The following is a 16,690-nucleotide window of genomic DNA, read 5'->3' as shown; positions in this document are numbered from 1 at the left end:
GATCGGCACCGGCCAGCCGTCAAACGCGGCCAACCGCATGTCACAGCGTCTACAGTGGGTCACCCTTCCCTGGTCGAGGGCACGGAATACCGCGTCACACAACCGGATAGATGTCTCATTACTGGACGGGATTCCGCGTCATCACCCAGAACCAGCCGGATCAGACAGCGCATTACGCGGCATAGTAGTCCCAACATGCCACTGCCGACTCTGCCAGAATGCACGTTATGAGCGCGGAGTACGCAGGACTCATCATTTGGGACGTCGACGGCACTCTGATTCCGGCCGATCTGCGATGGCTCCGGAGAGCTGTCGCGCGCACCTACGCCATCGCGGAGGACGCTGTCGTTTTCCCGACCGCACGGGTACACGGCTACACCGATGAGTCCATCGTGGTGGACACCGCTCTCGCATCAGGTATTTCGCCAGAGATCGCGGAAAATGGGGTCCTGGGCTTCCATCAGGAGCTGGCCCACGTGATGGTGGAGGGTGAGGAAGAGCTGGCTCGGGATCAGCCCGCGTATCAGGGCGCGGCCGCAACGATCGAGGCTCTGAACGCGCGCGGGTTCGTCCAGACTGTGCTGACCGGTAACCTGCGGTCCGCGGCCGAAGTCAAGCTCCGAGTCACGGGGCTGAACCCGCATCTCGACTTGGAAATCGGAGCATTCGGGTCCGACGCGAGGGACCGGTTCGATCTGCCTGACGTGATCGCCAAGCGATTTCCGGCCAAGTACGGCAATGAGTTCAATCCTGCGCGAACCGTTGTCATCGGTGATGCCCCCAACGACATCGCCTGCGCCCGGCACGCGGGATTTCATGTCATCGTCGTGACCCATCGAGCGACTCGTGACGAACTGGCTCAGCACGCACCGGACGCGATCCTCGATGCGCTGCAACCAGAGTCGGTTGTTGCCACCGCGCAAGCGTTGGTCACTGGAACCGCCGGCCAGCGGTATCATTGAGCGGTCAGCGCCGCGACACGCCGCTCGAGTTCGCGACCGGCCGCTCCGCCCTCCAGGGCGTCAAGCGCTCGATAGCCCGCTGAGCGCGTTCGATGCCGCGCTGATTGCCCATCGCCATCAAGCTCTCGTAAGTCTCGCCGATCAATCGGCAACCCTCCCCGAGATCGCCGTCGAGAACGTAGGCACTGGCGAGGTCGACTCGGGCAGCCAGCGCGACATTCCGGTCTTCCTGCCCGGTCGCCCGCAATGCGGCTTCGAGCGCGGCGATCGCCTTTCGCGGCTCGTTGAGAAACAGCCAACAAGTTCCCTCGTACACATGTAAGCGCTCCGCGTTCCAGTCGCTGAACAACCCGGTTCGGTCTGCCTCGCCGATTTCGTCCACCGCGCGACGAGCCATCGCCAGGGCATCTTGGCATTCACGGGGCAGCTCCAGCACCGCATAAGCCTGTGCTTGCTCTGCCGAGATCCTCGCCCGAGCGGCCGGAGGCAAGATGTTGCCGAACGCGGCGGCCTCCTGCAACATTCGGAGACCGATCGCGATGTCACCATCCGGACCCAACAACGTAGCGGCGTCGGATCGGAGGTTGCTCTCGAAGATCCGCGCGATCCCGCTCAGGAGAGGATTCTGAAGCCTGTCGGCGAGCCGCCGCGCGTACACGCAGTTGGCCAGTGCCATGGGTCGATCGCCGACGGCACTCCACAGGCGGCTCGCGACGATCGATGTCTCTGCGAGCAGTGCGCCGAGCCGATCTTTGACCTGATCCTCTTGTGCCGCACGGAAGAGTTCCGCCACAGAATCCCGATGAGCTGCGGTGAGGCCCACCAAGGCGTCGGGGGCGATGCTTTGCCTCTGGGTCGCCAACAGCCGTGTCACGGCCTTGAAACCGGTGATTGTCCTGCTCGAAATCTTCCGCGAACGTACGAGCGCCTCAACGGGATCGAGCACAGTCGGCGTGACGCCCGAGTAACTATGCGATACATCGATATTCGACTCCACCCAAGCTGCAACCGTCGTGCTTGGATCGTGTGGTGGCCGTACTTCCCACCCATAGCGATCAGCAAGCAACCCGCCAGATCGGTTACCGGGTACCTCCGAATCCATTGCGGCAGGATGGGATTGCGTGCAGACCGTCGATCGTCCCGTCTTCGCTTGTGCGCGCAGTGCGATGAGTGCCCCACCCGCGCTGAGCGCAGTGTCGATAGCGGTCACAAGATCAAACGAGGGAAGGTTGGCATCTTCCCATTCGGTCATGGACACGTATTGGCGTGAGTAGCCGATTTGCGTGGCCAGCACACGCTGACTCAACCCGGCGGCTACCCTGCGGCGCTTGATTTCGCGCGCCAAACAGTCCGCAATCGCTGCCGATCGCTGCTCGGGTTCGTCACCCGGATCACTCATCGCCGCCCCTGCGCATTCGCCCATTCTCGCTGATAGGAGCGGGTGGCAAGTCTGGTTTTCCACGGATTTACCATCTTCCTGAACTCCTCGTGACCGAGGTTCTCTCGAAGCAAGTAGCTACCACTCCGAACTTTGAGGGCGTCATGATGAGAGCGCTTCCGACAGCACTCGGCTATGTAGATGATGAGCATTCAGGCGTTGGCGCCCAATGGGATCGGGCACAGATCACGCGTCTAGCGCGGAGGCTCGGATACGAACTGGTCTGGCCGCAGGACACATCGCCACTGGACCTGATCGACCAAGTACGCACCGCTGACGTGGATGCGGTCGTGGTCCCATCGCTGAATGATCTCGATGCGTTGACTCTGGACCGACTGATGGACCTCTGCGATGTGGAAGTCGTCGCACCGCGTGAAACGTTCGCGCGGTATTTCGGTGGGCGGCACGGATGTCCAGCATGACGCCGCTGGCGCTGAACGACTTCGCCGTGCTCGGTGCGCTGAACCGCGCAGGTCACCCTCTGACCGTTGACCGAGTCGCGGCAGCGGCTCACCTCCCGCCATCGGGCCCCGGCGTCTCCCTCAGCCCCGACTCCATCCGTCGCATTATGACGCGATTGCAGGCCCGGGGGCTGGTCGAAAACAGCCAAGACGGTGGGTGGCAACTCACGCAACGCGGTCGCGTCCTGTGGGCTGCCAAGGGAAAGCGATTCACCCTGTGAACCCGCTCGAACGACAGCGGAGCACGCGGACACGGCGGAAATCCACCCAGTTCCCCACGCTGGCAGCTCCCCGATCTTGCTGTATAGCTCCGTCGCATCTTGAAATGATCTCGGACTGTTGATCTTCAACTGGGTCGAGTGGCCGCTTCGAACCGCGCGGGTCGCGGCATGACAGTGCGGCGTGCTCCAACTGCTCGAGGTGTGCAAGAGCCGCGCAAGCGGCCGTCGGCATGATCGTGACATGTTGAGAACCACGGAGAGCGTCGAGTCGGCGGATGGCACCCGCGTCGTCTTTCACCTGCAGGGGGACGGGCCGCCACTGGTGGTTCTGCACGGCGCCCTGACCACTACGGACATGTACAACGGCTTGACCGATATGCTCGCCTCGCGCTACCGAGTTGTGGTGGTCGAACGCCGGGACTACGGCCCCAGCGGAAGCGGACCGCGGCCGGCCGGATTCTCCAGGCAGGCAGCGGACCTCGGTGCGGTGCTCGGCGTATTGGGCGAGCCGGCTTTCGTTTTCGGGCACTCCATTGGCGGGCTTGTCGCATTGCACGCGATGCACGAAACGTCGTCGGCTGTCCGCCGTTTGGCACTCTATGAGCCCCCTGTTGCTCTCGCCGGGCCGGTGTTGGCATCGGCCCTCGCCGAGATCCAGGAGCTGGTGAAACGCGATCGCCCCGAGGAAGCTATCGTCGAATTCTTCACCGCAATCAGTGATTCGGCTCGTCCGCCCACCACGCTCGAGCCGATCGCCCGGATACTCGCTCACCGCGCCGCCGGTCTGGTCGCCGACCTCGAATGTTTGACGGCGATGGAGCCCGACCTGAGCCGCTGGTCGACCCTCGACACACAAACCCTGCTACTCGCCGGCGACAACACGGACTCCTACGGCAGCAAGAGTATCGACCTGCTGCACGCGACGCTTCCGAACGCGGACCTGATGGTGCTGGCCGGACAGGGGCACCACCCCGATGATCCCGCAGCGGTGGCTGCGGCATTATCCGAATTCTTCGGCTGACTTCATGCATGAGTTGCGGCGTGCCGGCACGACTGGCCGCGGCGAAAACCGTTGCGTTGCCGACCCCGGTCACGACTGACGAGTGCTCGTAAGACACGGGCGCGACACGGTGAAGAAGCCCGGACGGAGCGCTTGTTCTGTCCGGGCTTCGAGTGCCTGGTGGGGATTGGGGGTCGGCGCCGATGAGGGTGGCCCCGGGCGCATTCCGTCAGGCGGCGTCGAGGGCTGCGGTGATTTTGCGGGCCATGTCGGTGACGGTGGGGGTGGATCCGGTCTTGTGGATGGCGGCCTCGATGGCGACGACGACGGTGGTGCGGAAGTTGGCGGCCTCGGCCGGGGAGTGGTCGGCCAGCAGGGTCATTGCGGCGCTCAGGGCGGGGAGGACCTGGTCGGCCAGGGCGGCTACGGACTTGGACTCGAGGCGGACGCCGGTGGACTTTTCGGCGAGGACGTGGCCGACCAGGCCGGTGGCGGAGCCGAGTGCGATGCTGCCGGCGGTGGCGGCCTTGTGGGGCGAGCCGCCGGCGGCGTCGGCGGCCGAGATCAGGGAGACGGCGCCGTAGGCGGCGGTGCGAAGGGTCTGCTTGTCCTGGGCGGTCAGGGTGGCGGTCATGGTGGTTGATTGCGGACCGATAGCCCGCCCAGCAGCGCGGATTGGCATACACTTGCGCTGCAAGGGCGTTCGGATCGTTATTTCGGTCCGAATGTGGGTGACGGACCCGGGGGTGAGGGTTTTGACACGGCCCATTCGGGTGTTGATGACAGGGTCGGAGTGGTTCACGGCCGCTCATGGGGGTCTCAACCGGTACTTCACGGATTTATACGGTGCACTGACGCGCGACACTCGAATGAGTGTCGGCGCAAGGGCTTTCGGAGATGGACCGGTCGGTGCGGGGTCATGGGGACCCACCGGCGGGTCGACGCTCCATCGAGCGCGCACCGCGTTTCTGGACCGGGACACGCTCACTCGCGACACCGTGATCGATCGGCATTTCTGCTTGTACGGGCCTGCAGCGGTACGAAATCCGCTGGTAGTGCACTTTCACGGGCCGTGGGCGGCGGAGAGCCGGATGGCCGGAGATGGCCAGCGGGCCGTGCGCGCCAAGTATCTGGTCGAGCGGCTGCGGTATGCCAGAGCGGATCGTTTCATCGTGCTCTCGCAACATTTCGAAAGGTTGCTGGTCGGCGACTACGGAGTGCGGCCGGACCGGGTTCAGGTGATTCCGCCAGGTGTGGATCTGGAGCGTTTCACCACCTCGGAGCCCGAGGCCGACACCGGAATCGTGCTGTGCGTGCGGCGATTGGAGAAGCGGATGGGCATCGACGTGCTCATCCGCGCCTGGTCCGACGTGTCGGCCCGGCATCCGGACGCCCGGCTGGTCATCGTCGGAACCGGGACCGCCGAGGCCGAATTGCGGTCGCTCGCCGCCGACCAGCCGTCGATCCGATTCACCGGGTCGGTCTCCGACGCGGAGCTCACCGACCTGTACACCCGATCCGACCTGACAGTGGTCCCCTCCCTCGCGCTGGAAGGCTTCGGCCTCATCGCCCTGGAATCCCTCGCCGCCGGTCGCCCGCCGATCGTGTCCGATTGTGGCGGATTGCCCGATTCTGTCCGGGGTTTGGACGCCACGCTTCTCGTCCCCCCGGGCAATGCCGAGGCCCTCGCGGCCCGCATCGCCGCGGCCCTGGACGGCTCCCGGCCCGCCGCGAAACAGTGCCGCGCCCACGCGGAGACATTCTCCTGGGCCGTCGCGGCCCGGCGGCACCGGGATCTCTACGCGGAACTCGTCGGCTGATGGCACCGCTGAAGGCCGTATTCCTCGCGCACACCGCCGCCCCCTCCGGAGCCGAACTCGCGACACTGCGTCTGCTCTCGGCCATGCCCGCCGGGCGGACCGCCGTGCTCTACACCGAGGACGGCCCGATGCTGCGCCAGATGGCCGCGCGCGGGATCGAAACCCGCGTCGTCACCAATAGTTTCGACTCCCGCGCCATGACCATCGACAAGGCCGGAATCCGCAGCCTGCTCGCAGGCGCGACCGGCCTACTGCGTCTCGGCTGGACACTGGGCGCGACCGTCCGCGACCTGGACGCCACCGTCCTGGTGGCGGGCAGCACCAAAGCAATGCTCATGGGCGCGGTCGCCGCCCGCCGAGCCCGGGTCCCGCTGGTCTGGCATGTGCACGACCGGGTTTCGCGCGACTACTTCGGCCGCGCGCTCGCCCTCGTCATCCGAGTGATGGGCTGGGTGGTGGCCCGCGGCGTGATCGCCAACAGCCGCGGCACCCTGGCCTCGCTGTACACCTGGCGGCGAGCGGCCGTCGTCGCCTATCCGGGCGTCGAGTTTCCACCCGACAACGAGACCGCGGCAGAAGAATCCGTGCTCTCCCGCGAACCACGACCCCAGGAACAACGCCCCGCCGGCGAGACCATCATCGCCGTCGTCGGCCGCCTCGCCCCCTGGAAGGGCCAGGATCTGTTCCTGCGCGCCCTGGCCGATGTGAAAACCCTCCCCCGCGAGGTCTTCCTGGTCGGCGGCACCTTCTTCGACGAGGAGCCCTACCGCGCCGAACTCGAGGTGCACGCCACCGCCCTCGACCTCCCGGTCACCTTCACCGGCCACGTGGACGACCCGGAATCCTATCTGCGCCACGCCGATATCCTCGTGCACTGTTCGGTGCTGCCCGAGCCCTTCGGCCAGGTGGTGGTGGAGGGCATGCGGGCGGGCTGCGCGGTCATCGCGACCCGCCCGGGCGGACCGGAGGAGATCGTGGAGCCGGGGGTGAACGGCCTGCTGGTGACGGCCGGCGATCGCGCCGGGCTCACCCGCGCCCTGGACACTTTGATCGCCGATCGAGAACTGCGTGTCAAGCTCGCCGATGCCGCGCGGGTGCGGTCCCGCGATTTCGACGTGGCCGAGTCGGGCCGGATCGTGACCGACTTCCTGACCGGTCTACCCGGAAAGCGGTGGCGGCGTGGATGATCCGACCGATCCGCTGCCGGCCTATGACCCGCCCACCGAGCGGATGGAGGCCCTCGGCACGCTGGGCCGGTTGCGGCAGCGCCGCCACATGCGGCACGGGATTCCGGAGGTCGACCAGCAGCCCTCCGCCTTCGAGCACGACGCCCGCAGCGATTCCGGTCCGGCCGGTCCGCGGCCGGGCCGCGCCGGACCGAACGGCCACGCGAACGGCCGTGGCACGGTGTCGTTCGACGAGACCCGGGCCGCCCGCTATGCCGCGCCCTCCCGCGGTCCGGTACTCCCCACCTTCTACGGCGATCCGGTCGAGCCGCCCACCGTGCGACTCCCGGTCACCCGCCCGGCGCGCGATGCCACCGGCGCCTACCGACAGGCCGCTCCAGACGGCGAATCCCACACCGCCACAGATCATTCCGAGGCCAACGGTAAGCATCGCAAGGAATCGTCCTCCGGCCTGGGCAGTATCGGCAGTATCATCCGCGATATCGGACTGGTGACGTTCGGCAAGTACGGCCAGTACGTCATCACCCTGGTCACCGTCCCGCTGCTGGCCCGCATGCTGGGCCCGCACGGCACCGGCCTGCTGGCCATCGGCATGTCGTCCTACTTCATCGGCTCGCTGCTCGTGGATCTGGGCGTCACCTCGTTCCTGGCCGCCAAAGTGCCCGAGGACGATCCGGGCCACCTGGAGGTGAACCGCCTGCGCGGCACCTACCTCGCCATTCGCGCAACCACCCTGTGCCTCATCGGCGTAGCGCTGCTGGCCAGCCTCGCGATCGGGGTGTCCCCCAAACTGCACATGGTGCTCCTGGGCCTGTTCGCCGGTGGCTTCTGGTCGATCTCGGAGGACTGGCTGCTCATCGGCCAGGGCAGATTCGGCAGCTCCACCATGTATCAGGGCGTGGGCCGCATCGGATATCTCGGCCTGCTCGTCGGACTGCTACCCCGATTCCCCAGCGCCTCCATGGCCGTGCTGTGCCTGCTGGTCTCCTCCATCGCCACGGTCGCGCTGACCTGGTGGGACTCCTTCCGCAAGTTCGGCCCGCCCGCCCGGCCCTACGGCGTGCGGGTCGTCCTGCGCATGGCCGCGCCGATTTTCACCTCCCGGTTGCTGGTCACCGGCTACGGCCAGGGCTCGGCGGCGGTGTACGGCGCGGTGCTGGAGGCGGCCTCGCTGGGCCTGTATTCCGCGGGCGACCGGCTGGTCCGCGCGATCCAGTCCACCCTGGACCCGATCGGCTTCGCCCTGCTCCCCCGCATGGCCCGCCGCAGCGCCCATGATCAGTTCTGGCGCAATCAGATCCAGATGCTGATCGGCTGTGTGACCCTGGCCTGCCTGGCCGTGGTGAGTGTCTGGGTGATGACCCCGATCCTCATCCACCTCATCTATACCCACGATTTCGACGGCGCGATCCCCATGCTGCGCGTCGAGATTCTCATCCTGCCCGCCACCACCATCACCTCGTACGTGACCACCGCCGTGCTGCCGGTCAAGCAGGACACCATCGGCGTGCTGATCGGCGCGATCATCGGCACCTGCGTCGCCGCGGTGGCGCTGGCGGTCGCCGCCCGGACCGGATCGGTCTGGACCCTGGTCTACGGCACCGTTTCCGCGGAAATCAGTGTCGCGCTGTGGTACATCATCCGAGTGCGGTGGCTCATGGTCCGGGAACAGGCCGGCCGCGGCGGGCCGGTCGAACCTGCCACCGCGCTGTTGACCGAGGGGGATTTGGCGTGAAAGTACTTTTCGTCGGGGATGACTGGGTGGGCAGTAACGCACGCTCACTCGCCGACGGATTCCAGCAGGCCGGGCACGAGGTGGTGGTGGTCGACACAACCCCGGTCACGCTGCCCGCACGGCTGTCGCCACCGTGGGTGTACTCGAAGATCGCCCATCGGCGCGCGCCCTGGGACGTCGAGGCACTGCATCGCGAGATCGATAGTGCTGCTATCGAATTCGCGCCCGACGTGCTGCTCGCCTTCAAATCGGTGCACCTGGACCAGCAGCGGCTACTGAGCGCCCCGGCTGGTCTGCATGTGCACTACAGCCCGGATGACGTGTCCAATCCGTACAACACCAGCCCGGAATACTTGGCACACGAAGCCGAATGGGACCTCATCGTCACCACCAAGTCGCACAACGTTCCTGAGCTGGCGGCGCGCGGCGCCCGGCACGTGAAATTCGTCCGCAGCGCGTACGATCCGGCCCTGCACCACCTCACCGCCCGCCGCACCGTCCGCAACTATCTGGTCGGTTTCATCGGTGCGGTGCGCCCCGACCGTCAAGACCTCTTGATCTCGCTGGCCCGGGAACACCACGGGGACATGTTGTTACGCGGCCCCGGCTGGCGGCGCGTGCGCGCGCTGTGGCAGACCGGCGCCGATGTCGGCGGCGCGGTCTACGGCGAGAACTTCTCCACGGCGGTAGCCGCGGTCACCGCGAACCTGGTGCTGCTCAATTCGGACAATCGCGACACCCACACCTGCCGCACCTTCGAAGTCCCGGCCGCCGGTGGCCTTTTCGTCGGCGAACGCACCGACGAACACGCCGAACTGCTCCAGGACGAGGCCGAGTGCTACCTGTTCTCCGGCCCGACCGAGCTGCGCGAGATCCTGCGCCGCTGCACCAAGTACCCCGATCAGGTCGCCAAGGTCGCCGAGGCCGGTCATCGCCGCATCTTGAACGGCGACCATCGGTATGTGGACCGCGCCCGCGAGATCATCGACGCACTGGCATGAGCAGCCGCGCGCGCACCAGGTCGCACAGTCTAGCCGCGCGAAACGCTGCCCACGCCCGAAACGGCGCAACGGATTCGCCACGCCGACGGCGAAAAGAAAGGCCACGCAAACGGGTAACGCCCCGGCCCGCGGCGCGAACATACGGGTGATGGGAGAGTGATGGCCTCCGCACAATTCGCTGTATTCCTCGTCGCCGCCGCGCTGGTGACGATCGTCGTGGCCGCGATGTTCCTGCCCGGTGTGGCCCGGGTGTTCCTCATCGCGCAGACCGCGCACTGGTCGCTGTCGTATATTGCGCGGCCGGTGGTGCTGCTGTGGGTGCAGCCCGTCCCCAGTTACGGCGACAATGTGCCCGATCCGCGGCTCTACGAGTACGGCTACGACGGCGGCATCGCCGCGGTGCTGCAACCGGTCATCTTCGGACTCTGGGTCTACGCCGCGCTTATCGTCGGCTACGTGCTGTGGGTGCGACTGCGCCCCGGCGACACCACGCCGCGCGTAGCGCCTTTCGCGGGCGAGCCCATCTTCACCCAGACCCTGTTCCTGCTCTACGGCGTCGGCACCCTGGGCCGGCTGGCGGCCTATGCCACGGGCACCACCGGCAAGGCGGGCGAACTGGAGAGCCCGAACCCGCTCATCAACCTGGTCACCATTCTCGCCACGCTCGGCGCGGTCGGCCTGATCGTGTTCTACCGCAACGAGTCCGGCCGCACTACCGCGCTGGTGGTCGGCGCGCTCACCTGCGGCGAACTGGTGTGGACCGCCACCGTGCAATCCAAGACCCCGATCATGGGCGCGGCGCTGGCCATCGCCGTGCGCTTCGCCATGACCGGCTGGACGCGCGTCAAGGTGATCGGCGTGCTGAGCATCACCGGCCTCGCCATCGGCGGGTTCGGCTGGCTGCAGTCGCTCAAGACCGATGCCGCCGCCAAAGCCGAGGCGGCACAGGTGGATGCACAGTATCCGACGGTGGTGCACCCGTTCCTGAGCATGCTGCGCCGATTCGACCTGCTCGAGGCGGCAACCGACTCCTGGTTCGCCGGGCCGAGTTCTTGGCTGACGCCGAGTCAGGTGGCGCAGCACACCGTGCAGAGCCTGATTCCCACCCAGCTACTGGGCGCGGAGAAGTTCCGGTCCGGCGCGGCCTGGGCCGAGCAGGTGCGCGGGCGCTCGGTGGACATGTCGACCGTGGAGGTGTCCCTCGCCGAGGGCAATATCAACGAGGGCTATGTGCTGGGCGGCTATATCGGCGTCGCGGTGGGGGTCACGATCACGTTCGTGCTGCTGATGATCTGGATCCGCGCCCTCTACAGCAGGTACCTGGCCATGGCGATCCTGGGCCTGTCGGTGATCGAGGTCCCGGTCCTGTTCGAGCGCGGCATCCTCGGCACCGTCGAGATGCTCGGCAAATATCTGCAGGCCGTGGTGCTGGCATGGCTGGCGTATCAGGTTGTTGGTGAATTCCGAAGACGGATGGAACAGCTGCAGGGGGCACCGATTCCATCCGGGAAAACGAGGACAGCGCAATGGGTTTGATCGACTACTGGCGGCTGCTGCGGCGGCGCTGGCCGATAATCGTTGTCGCGGTGGTGATCTGTACGGGGGCGGCGTACGGATACGCGAGCACCCTGCCGACCGAATACACGGCGTCCAGTTCGGTGTACGTGTCCATGGCCACCGGGACGTCGGTCAACGACTCCTATCAGGGCGGACTGGCCGCACAGCAGCGCGTGCGCTCGTACGTGGATCTGGCCTCCAGCGTCACCGTCGCCACCTACGTGCACGATCAGCTGGGCCTGAAGAGTTCGGTGAACGACCTGCGCGGCCGGATCACCGCGGTCTCGCCGCCGGCCACCACGATCATCATCATCACGGTGAAGGACTCCACCGCGGCCGGGGCACGCACCCTGGCCGACGAAGTGGTCTCCCAGTTCCGGGCGCTGGTCTCCCGGCTCGAGGTCACCCAGAGCGACGCCGCGCCCGCCGCCCGCGCGGAGGTCATCGACAAGGCCCAGACGCCCAGCCAGCCCAGCGGACCGCAGAAGAAGCGCTACTACATCCTCGGCGTGCTGGCCGGACTGATGGTCGGCCTGGGCGCGGCGATCGTGCGCGACAAACTCGACAAGCGGGTGCGCACCTCCACCGAGCTGGAAGCCTTTCTGCCCGTGCCGATTCTGGGCATCGTCGACGACGGGCGGCCCGGCGCGGCGGGTGAGCTGCGCCGGCTGCGTACCCGGCTCACCGAGGATCCCGAGCTGGTCAGCCTGCTGCTGACCTCGCTGTCGCCGCACTCCGAACCGGATGTGGCGATCGGGCTGGCCCGCACCTTCGCCGATACCGGCGCGCGGGTGGTACTGGTGGACGCCGACACCACCGGGCACGGCTCGTCCCGGCGCAGTCCGGTGGCCGGAGCTGCGGGACTCTCGGAGTTGTTGCGCAACAACGCGACTCCCGCGGGCACCGTGATGGCCTGGCCGGAGGTGGGGATCAGCGTGCTGCCGCTGGGCGGCATGGATTTCCGCACCCCCGACCTGCTGGACTCCGAGCGGTTCAGCGACATCATGTCCAAGCTGCGCAGCGAATTCGACCACATCGTGGTGGAGGCCGCACCCGTCACCGCGGCGGCCGACGCCATCGCGCTGGCGCGGCGCGTCGACGCCGCCATCGGCGTCATCGAGCTCGGGCAGACCACCTCCAATCAGGTGCGCGGGGCGCTGGCCACCTTCGGCCACGACAACAAGCGAATGATCGGCACAGTCGTCTTCTCGCGGCCGCACCGCAGCGTCGGCGAGCTCGTCAAGCATCCGCTCGATCTGGTGAAACGGTGATCGAGGAGGACGGGGGGACAACGGACAACCGGCCGGAGGCCGCCGTGCGCCGCCGGCGGCTGCTGGCCGCCGGACTGGGGGCGGCCGCCATCCTGCCGGTCGCGGCGGCGTGCGCGAAAACCGATTCCGGCGCAACGGAATTCCGTTCGCCGCATGTCACCGATCAGCCGTCGGCCCGGAATGTGAAGGACTTCGGCGCGGTCGGGGACGGGAAGGCCGACGACACCGACGCCTTCGCCAAGGCCGCCGCGGTCAGCGACAAGCCGCTGGTGCTCTACATCCCGGCCGGGCAGTACACACTGAGGAAGTTCCCGGCGCTCGCCGACTATGCAACCGTGCTGGGCGACGGGGCCGATGTCACCACCATCAACTACGAGGGCGATGACACCTTCATCGCACTGCAGCGCAAGCAGCGGGTTCGCTTCTCCCGCCTGGGTTTCTACTTCTCCGGCCCCAAGGCCACCGCGGTCCGGCTGTCGGAGTGCTTCCGCTGCACCTTCGATTCGGTGGTGCTGCGCGGCAACCATCTCAGCGACAACGCGCCACGATTCCAGGACCAGCGGGGGCTGGTGCTGGATCAGAACACCGGCGGCACGACCGTCATCAATTCCGATATCAACAATTTCGGGTACGGGATCGTCACCTCGTGCATCCAGAACTATGTGACGTCCTCGAAACTCACCAACAATCACATCGGGGTGCTCGGCACCGGCGGCGACCACAATGCCGGATTGGCTTTGGCCAATGTGGAATTCGTGTCCGACAACGATCCCAAGACCACCGACAAGCACCTGGTGGTGGACGGCCCCGCGAACGACTGGTGGCTGACCAACGTGTGGTTCGAAGGGGCCGATACCGCGCTGTCCATCGGCGGACCGGCCGGCGGGCCCGCCCAGTTCGGTCTGGTCAACTGCAAGGTGGCCGCGCGCAAGGTGTGCCTGGACCTGATCCACTGCCGCCAGCCGTACCTGGCCAATGTGCAGTTCGACCCCGATCTGGACGCGCCGCCCATCGAGGTGCGGGTGGATCCCAAGGGCGTGTCGGAGGGCACGGCCGTCAACCTCATCTCCGGGTCCTTCGAGGACGTGGATCCCAGATCGTTCCCGGACGGCTGGCACGTCATCGGGCGCGGAGCCATCCACGGCGCACGCTTCGCCGGGACCACGGTGGCGCAGGCGAGTCAGCCCGATGGCGACATTTTCCAGGTCCAGGACCGGGACGGGACCGTATTGTCGGCCGTATTGAACAGTGGGGCATATCTTTCCGATCGCAGCGAAGGCGGCATCGTGTTGAAGGATTCGGCGGGCACGTACTGGCGGCTGTCGGTGGGCACGGACGGCGCGGTCAAGACCTCGTCGCTGGGCAAGCAGCGACCGCACTCGTGAGCGGCGCACCGGCTCGACTTCGACTGGGCCCGGCGCGGCTGCACGGCAGCACCCTGCTGCTGCGGCTGCCGCGCTTCGCCGACTACCAGGAGTGGCGACGGCTGCGGCTGCGCGATCGCGCCTTCCTGGAACCGTTCTGGCACACCTCGCCGTTGGACTGGGACACCCGGCACAGCGAGAAGGCCTGGGTGCGTGAGTGTCTGGAGGCGGCGACCAATGCCCGCACGGGGCGGCGGATCGCCACCGTCATCGAGATCGACGGCCGCTTCGCGGGGCAGGTGGAGATCGGCAATATCGATCCGCAGGCCCGGCAGGGCGAGATGGGAATCTGGATCGACGCGCGGACGGGGCGGCACGGATTCGGCGGGATCGCGGCGGGATTGATCCTCGACTTCAGCTTCGAGGTGCTGGGGCTGGAGCGCATCAATGCGCCCATCTCGCCGGGGAACGCGGCGGCCACCAGCGGCGCGGTGCAGATCGGGTTCGTGCGCGAGGGGCGCATGCGGCTGCACTTCGATGTGGGCGGGGCGCGGGCCGATCACGATCTGTGGTCGATGACGCGGGCCGAGATCCCGCCCAAGGGATTCACCGAGATGTGGACCGAGCGCACCCTCGAGCATCGGACCGCGCCGCCGGACGAACCGGTCGGCGCACCCGAGGCGAACGGAATACCCGATACCGCAACCATTTTCGGGGTCCTGGCCCGCTATCGCGCGGGCCAGCTGTGGCGGGCCGCCCGGCAGGCACTGCCCACCCGGCCCGTCACGCTCCGGCTGACCGGGTACGACCGGGTGACGCTGCGCAGCCCGCGGCCCTCGGACGGCCCGGCCCGCGCGATCGCCCGGCGTAACGGCGCACCCCCGGCGACCGACGGAACCGATAGCACCGGTCCGTCCTGGTGGCGCGAATTCGCCCGCAGCACAGCGGGAGTGCGCTCCCCCGCCGGTCTGCTGCTCGTCCTCGACGCCGCGGGCGCCTACGCCGGGGAGGCCCGGCTGTTCGACCTCGACATGTTCGATCGCAATGCCCGGATGCACATCTGGGCCGATCCCGCCCACGCCGACGACGGAGTCCGCCTGGCGGCAACCCGGGCCCTGCTGGCACACGCCTTCGACCGGCTCGGACTGTTCCGCGTATACACGGCCGTCGCGGCCGGGGATACCGCATCAGTTGCGGTCGCCGCCTCGGCGGGACTGCACAAGGAGGGAACCATGCGCAGCTACACCGGACTCGACGGGCACCGCGGCGACCACGAACTGTGGGCCATCACAGCCGGGGGTGCCGATCATGCGTGACTACCGGCGCAGTGCCGCCCTGCAGGCGCGCCTGCACGATCTGGTCCCGGGCGGGGCGCACACCTACGCGCGCGGCGCGGACCAGTATCCGGAGGCCATGGCCCCGATCCTGGTGCGCGGCAAGGGCGCCCGGGTGTGGGACGCGGACGGCAACGAGTACGTCGAGTACGGCATGGGGCTGCGCTCGGTGACCCTCGGCCACGGGTTCGCGCCGGTGGTCGAGGCGGTCGCGCACACCATCGCCGACGGGGTCAACTTCTCCAGGCCGACCGAGCTGGAACTGTTGGCGGCCCAGGACTTCCTCAGCCTGGTGCCGGGCGCGGACATGGTGAAGTTCGCCAAGAACGGCTCCGACACCACCACGGCCGCGGTGCGGCTGGCGCGCGCGGTGACCGGGCGGGAGGCGGTAGCGATCTGCGTGCAGCCGTTCTTCTCGGTCGACGACTGGTTCATCGGCACCACCGAGATGAACGCGGGGATACCGGCGGTTCCGACGGTGCGATTCCAGTACAACGACCTGGCGTCGCTGGAAAAGGCCCTACGCGGCACCGCGATCGCGTGCGTGATCCTCGAACAGGCCACGGCCCTGGCCGAGCCCGCGCCGGGCTTCCTGGAAGGCGTACGCGCGCTGTGCGACCGGTACGGCGCGCTGCTCATCTTCGACGAGAACATCACCGGGTTCCGCTGGTCCGCCGGTGGGGCGCAGCGGATCTACGGCGTGACGCCCGATCTGTCGTGCTGGGGCAAGGCCATGGCCAACGGGTTCCCGCTCTCGGCGCTGGCCGGCAAACGCGAGTACATGGAGCTGGGCGGGCTGCGCACCGACGAGGACCGGGTATTCCTGCTGTCGACCACCCACGGGCCGGAAACCGCGTCCCTGGCCGCCTTCCGGGCCGTCGTGCAGACCTACCGGGACACCGATCCGGTGGCGCGCATGGAGGAATCCGGCCGCCGCCTCGCCGCGGGCGTCAACGCCATCGCCGCGGACCTCGGTATCGGTGATCATCTCGAGGTGGCGGGCCGGCCGTCGTGCCTGGTGTTCCTCACCCGGGACCCGGAAGGCGTTCTCTCCCAGCCGTATCGGACGCTGTTCCTGCAGGAGCTGCTGGACCGGGGCGTGCTGGGGCAGTCGTTCGTGAACTCGGCCGCGCACACCGACGCCGATATCGACCACACCATCGACGCCTGCCAGTCGGCGGCCAAGACCTACCGCAAGGCCCTCGAACAGGGCACGGTGGACGGCCTGCTCACCGGACGGCCGGTGGCTCCGGCGCTGCGGCGCACGGCGGCACCGCGTCGTCTCGCGCCGTAACCCAGTCTCGCGCAGTAATCCAGTCTCACGCAGTAACCCAGGAGC

General features: G+C 67.5%; 15 protein-coding genes. 13 read left to right on the top strand and 2 right to left on the bottom strand.

What is annotated here, in order from left to right; all coding sequences use genetic code 11:
- Window positions 1-218 precede the first annotated feature (218 nt).
- Window positions 219-962 (top strand): HAD family hydrolase, encoded by a 744-nt coding sequence (locus ABZ909_RS05160; protein WP_356996354.1) that lies wholly within the window; start codon window positions 219-221, stop codon window positions 960-962.
- Between the two features lie 4 nt (window positions 963-966).
- Here ABZ909_RS05160 and ABZ909_RS05155 read toward each other — a convergent pair whose 3' ends face one another.
- On the bottom strand, window positions 967-2,361 hold the full coding sequence (locus ABZ909_RS05155) for a helix-turn-helix transcriptional regulator (protein ID WP_356996353.1): 1,395 nt from the start codon (window positions 2,359-2,361) through the stop codon (window positions 967-969).
- A gap of 89 nt (window positions 2,362-2,450) precedes the next feature.
- Between ABZ909_RS05155 and ABZ909_RS05150 the strand changes: the two genes are divergently transcribed.
- From ABZ909_RS05150 to ABZ909_RS05140, 3 genes are all read left to right on the top strand, one after another.
- Window positions 2,451-2,822 (top strand): hypothetical protein, encoded by a 372-nt coding sequence (locus ABZ909_RS05150; RefSeq protein WP_356996352.1) that lies wholly within the window; start codon window positions 2,451-2,453, stop codon window positions 2,820-2,822.
- Complete coding sequence (locus ABZ909_RS05145; protein ID WP_356996351.1) at window positions 2,819-3,082, top strand: hypothetical protein; 264 nt, start codon at window positions 2,819-2,821, stop codon at window positions 3,080-3,082. Before ABZ909_RS05150 ends, ABZ909_RS05145 begins: the two co-directional genes overlap by 4 nt.
- Before the next feature lie 181 nt (window positions 3,083-3,263).
- Complete coding sequence (locus tag ABZ909_RS05140) at window positions 3,264-4,103, top strand: alpha/beta hydrolase (RefSeq protein ID WP_356996350.1); 840 nt, start codon at window positions 3,264-3,266, stop codon at window positions 4,101-4,103.
- Between the two features lie 208 nt (window positions 4,104-4,311).
- Here the strand turns inward: ABZ909_RS05140 and ABZ909_RS05135 are convergent, their stop codons facing one another.
- The gene (locus tag ABZ909_RS05135) at window positions 4,312-4,716 is read right to left on the bottom strand and encodes a hypothetical protein (RefSeq protein ID WP_356996349.1); all 405 of its coding nucleotides are present in this window, start codon (window positions 4,714-4,716) and stop codon (window positions 4,312-4,314) included.
- 145 nt (window positions 4,717-4,861) lie between these two features.
- Between ABZ909_RS05135 and ABZ909_RS05130 the strand changes: the two genes are divergently transcribed.
- From ABZ909_RS05130 to ABZ909_RS05090, 9 genes are all read left to right on the top strand, one after another.
- Window positions 4,862-5,902, top strand: coding sequence for a glycosyltransferase family 4 protein (locus ABZ909_RS05130; protein WP_356996348.1), 1,041 nt, complete (start codon window positions 4,862-4,864; stop codon window positions 5,900-5,902).
- Entirely contained in the window at window positions 5,902-7,089 is a 1,188-nt protein-coding gene (locus tag ABZ909_RS05125; RefSeq protein WP_356996347.1) for a glycosyltransferase family 4 protein, read from the top strand. The genes ABZ909_RS05130 and ABZ909_RS05125 overlap by 1 nt, the downstream gene beginning before the upstream one ends.
- A gap of 451 nt (window positions 7,090-7,540) precedes the next feature.
- Window positions 7,541-8,824: an oligosaccharide flippase family protein gene (locus ABZ909_RS05120; protein ID WP_356996847.1), complete on the top strand. Its 1,284-nt coding sequence runs from the start codon at window positions 7,541-7,543 to the stop codon at window positions 8,822-8,824.
- Window positions 8,821-9,825, top strand: coding sequence for a glycosyltransferase (locus ABZ909_RS05115; protein WP_356996346.1), 1,005 nt, complete (start codon window positions 8,821-8,823; stop codon window positions 9,823-9,825). The genes ABZ909_RS05120 and ABZ909_RS05115 overlap by 4 nt, the downstream gene beginning before the upstream one ends.
- A gap of 159 nt (window positions 9,826-9,984) precedes the next feature.
- Window positions 9,985-11,361 carry a hypothetical protein gene (locus ABZ909_RS05110; RefSeq protein ID WP_356996345.1) on the top strand — a complete coding sequence of 459 codons (1,377 nt, stop codon included), beginning with the start codon at window positions 9,985-9,987 and terminating at the stop codon, window positions 11,359-11,361.
- Window positions 11,352-12,653 carry a Wzz/FepE/Etk N-terminal domain-containing protein gene (locus ABZ909_RS05105; RefSeq protein WP_356996344.1) on the top strand — a complete coding sequence of 434 codons (1,302 nt, stop codon included), beginning with the start codon at window positions 11,352-11,354 and terminating at the stop codon, window positions 12,651-12,653. The genes ABZ909_RS05110 and ABZ909_RS05105 overlap by 10 nt, the downstream gene beginning before the upstream one ends.
- Complete coding sequence (locus tag ABZ909_RS05100) at window positions 12,653-14,038, top strand: glycosyl hydrolase family 28-related protein (RefSeq protein WP_356996846.1); 1,386 nt, start codon at window positions 12,653-12,655, stop codon at window positions 14,036-14,038. The genes ABZ909_RS05105 and ABZ909_RS05100 overlap by 1 nt, the downstream gene beginning before the upstream one ends.
- Entirely contained in the window at window positions 14,035-15,333 is a 1,299-nt protein-coding gene (locus tag ABZ909_RS05095; protein WP_356996343.1) for a GNAT family protein, read from the top strand. Before ABZ909_RS05100 ends, ABZ909_RS05095 begins: the two co-directional genes overlap by 4 nt.
- Window positions 15,326-16,645, top strand: a complete 1,320-nt coding sequence (locus ABZ909_RS05090; protein ID WP_356996342.1) for a glutamate-1-semialdehyde 2,1-aminomutase — start codon at window positions 15,326-15,328, stop codon at window positions 16,643-16,645. The genes ABZ909_RS05095 and ABZ909_RS05090 overlap by 8 nt, the downstream gene beginning before the upstream one ends.
- Window positions 16,646-16,690 lie beyond the last annotated feature (45 nt).

The organism is Nocardia sp. NPDC046763 (assembly GCF_040645495.1).
In the GTDB taxonomy this organism is placed as follows: Bacteria; Actinomycetota; Actinomycetes; order Mycobacteriales; family Mycobacteriaceae; genus Nocardia.
Note: the sequence above shows the minus strand (reverse complement) of the source record. Positions and strands in the feature narration are given on the sequence as shown.

Coding starts and splice junctions, on each gene's coding strand:
- ABZ909_RS05160 (WP_356996354.1), top strand. CDS start 219: ATGCACGTTATGAGCGCGGAGTACGCAGGACTCATCATTTGGGACGTC.
- ABZ909_RS05155 (WP_356996353.1), bottom strand. CDS start 2,361: ATGAGTGATCCGGGTGACGAACCCGAGCAGCGATCGGCAGCGATTGCG.
- ABZ909_RS05145 (WP_356996351.1), top strand. CDS start 2,819: ATGACGCCGCTGGCGCTGAACGACTTCGCCGTGCTCGGTGCGCTGAAC.
- ABZ909_RS05135 (WP_356996349.1), bottom strand. CDS start 4,716: ATGACCGCCACCCTGACCGCCCAGGACAAGCAGACCCTTCGCACCGCC.
- ABZ909_RS05130 (WP_356996348.1), top strand. CDS start 4,862: ATGACAGGGTCGGAGTGGTTCACGGCCGCTCATGGGGGTCTCAACCGG.
- ABZ909_RS05125 (WP_356996347.1), top strand. CDS start 5,902: ATGGCACCGCTGAAGGCCGTATTCCTCGCGCACACCGCCGCCCCCTCC.
- ABZ909_RS05110 (WP_356996345.1), top strand. CDS start 9,985: ATGGCCTCCGCACAATTCGCTGTATTCCTCGTCGCCGCCGCGCTGGTG.
- ABZ909_RS05105 (WP_356996344.1), top strand. CDS start 11,352: ATGGGTTTGATCGACTACTGGCGGCTGCTGCGGCGGCGCTGGCCGATA.
- ABZ909_RS05090 (WP_356996342.1), top strand. CDS start 15,326: ATGCGTGACTACCGGCGCAGTGCCGCCCTGCAGGCGCGCCTGCACGAT.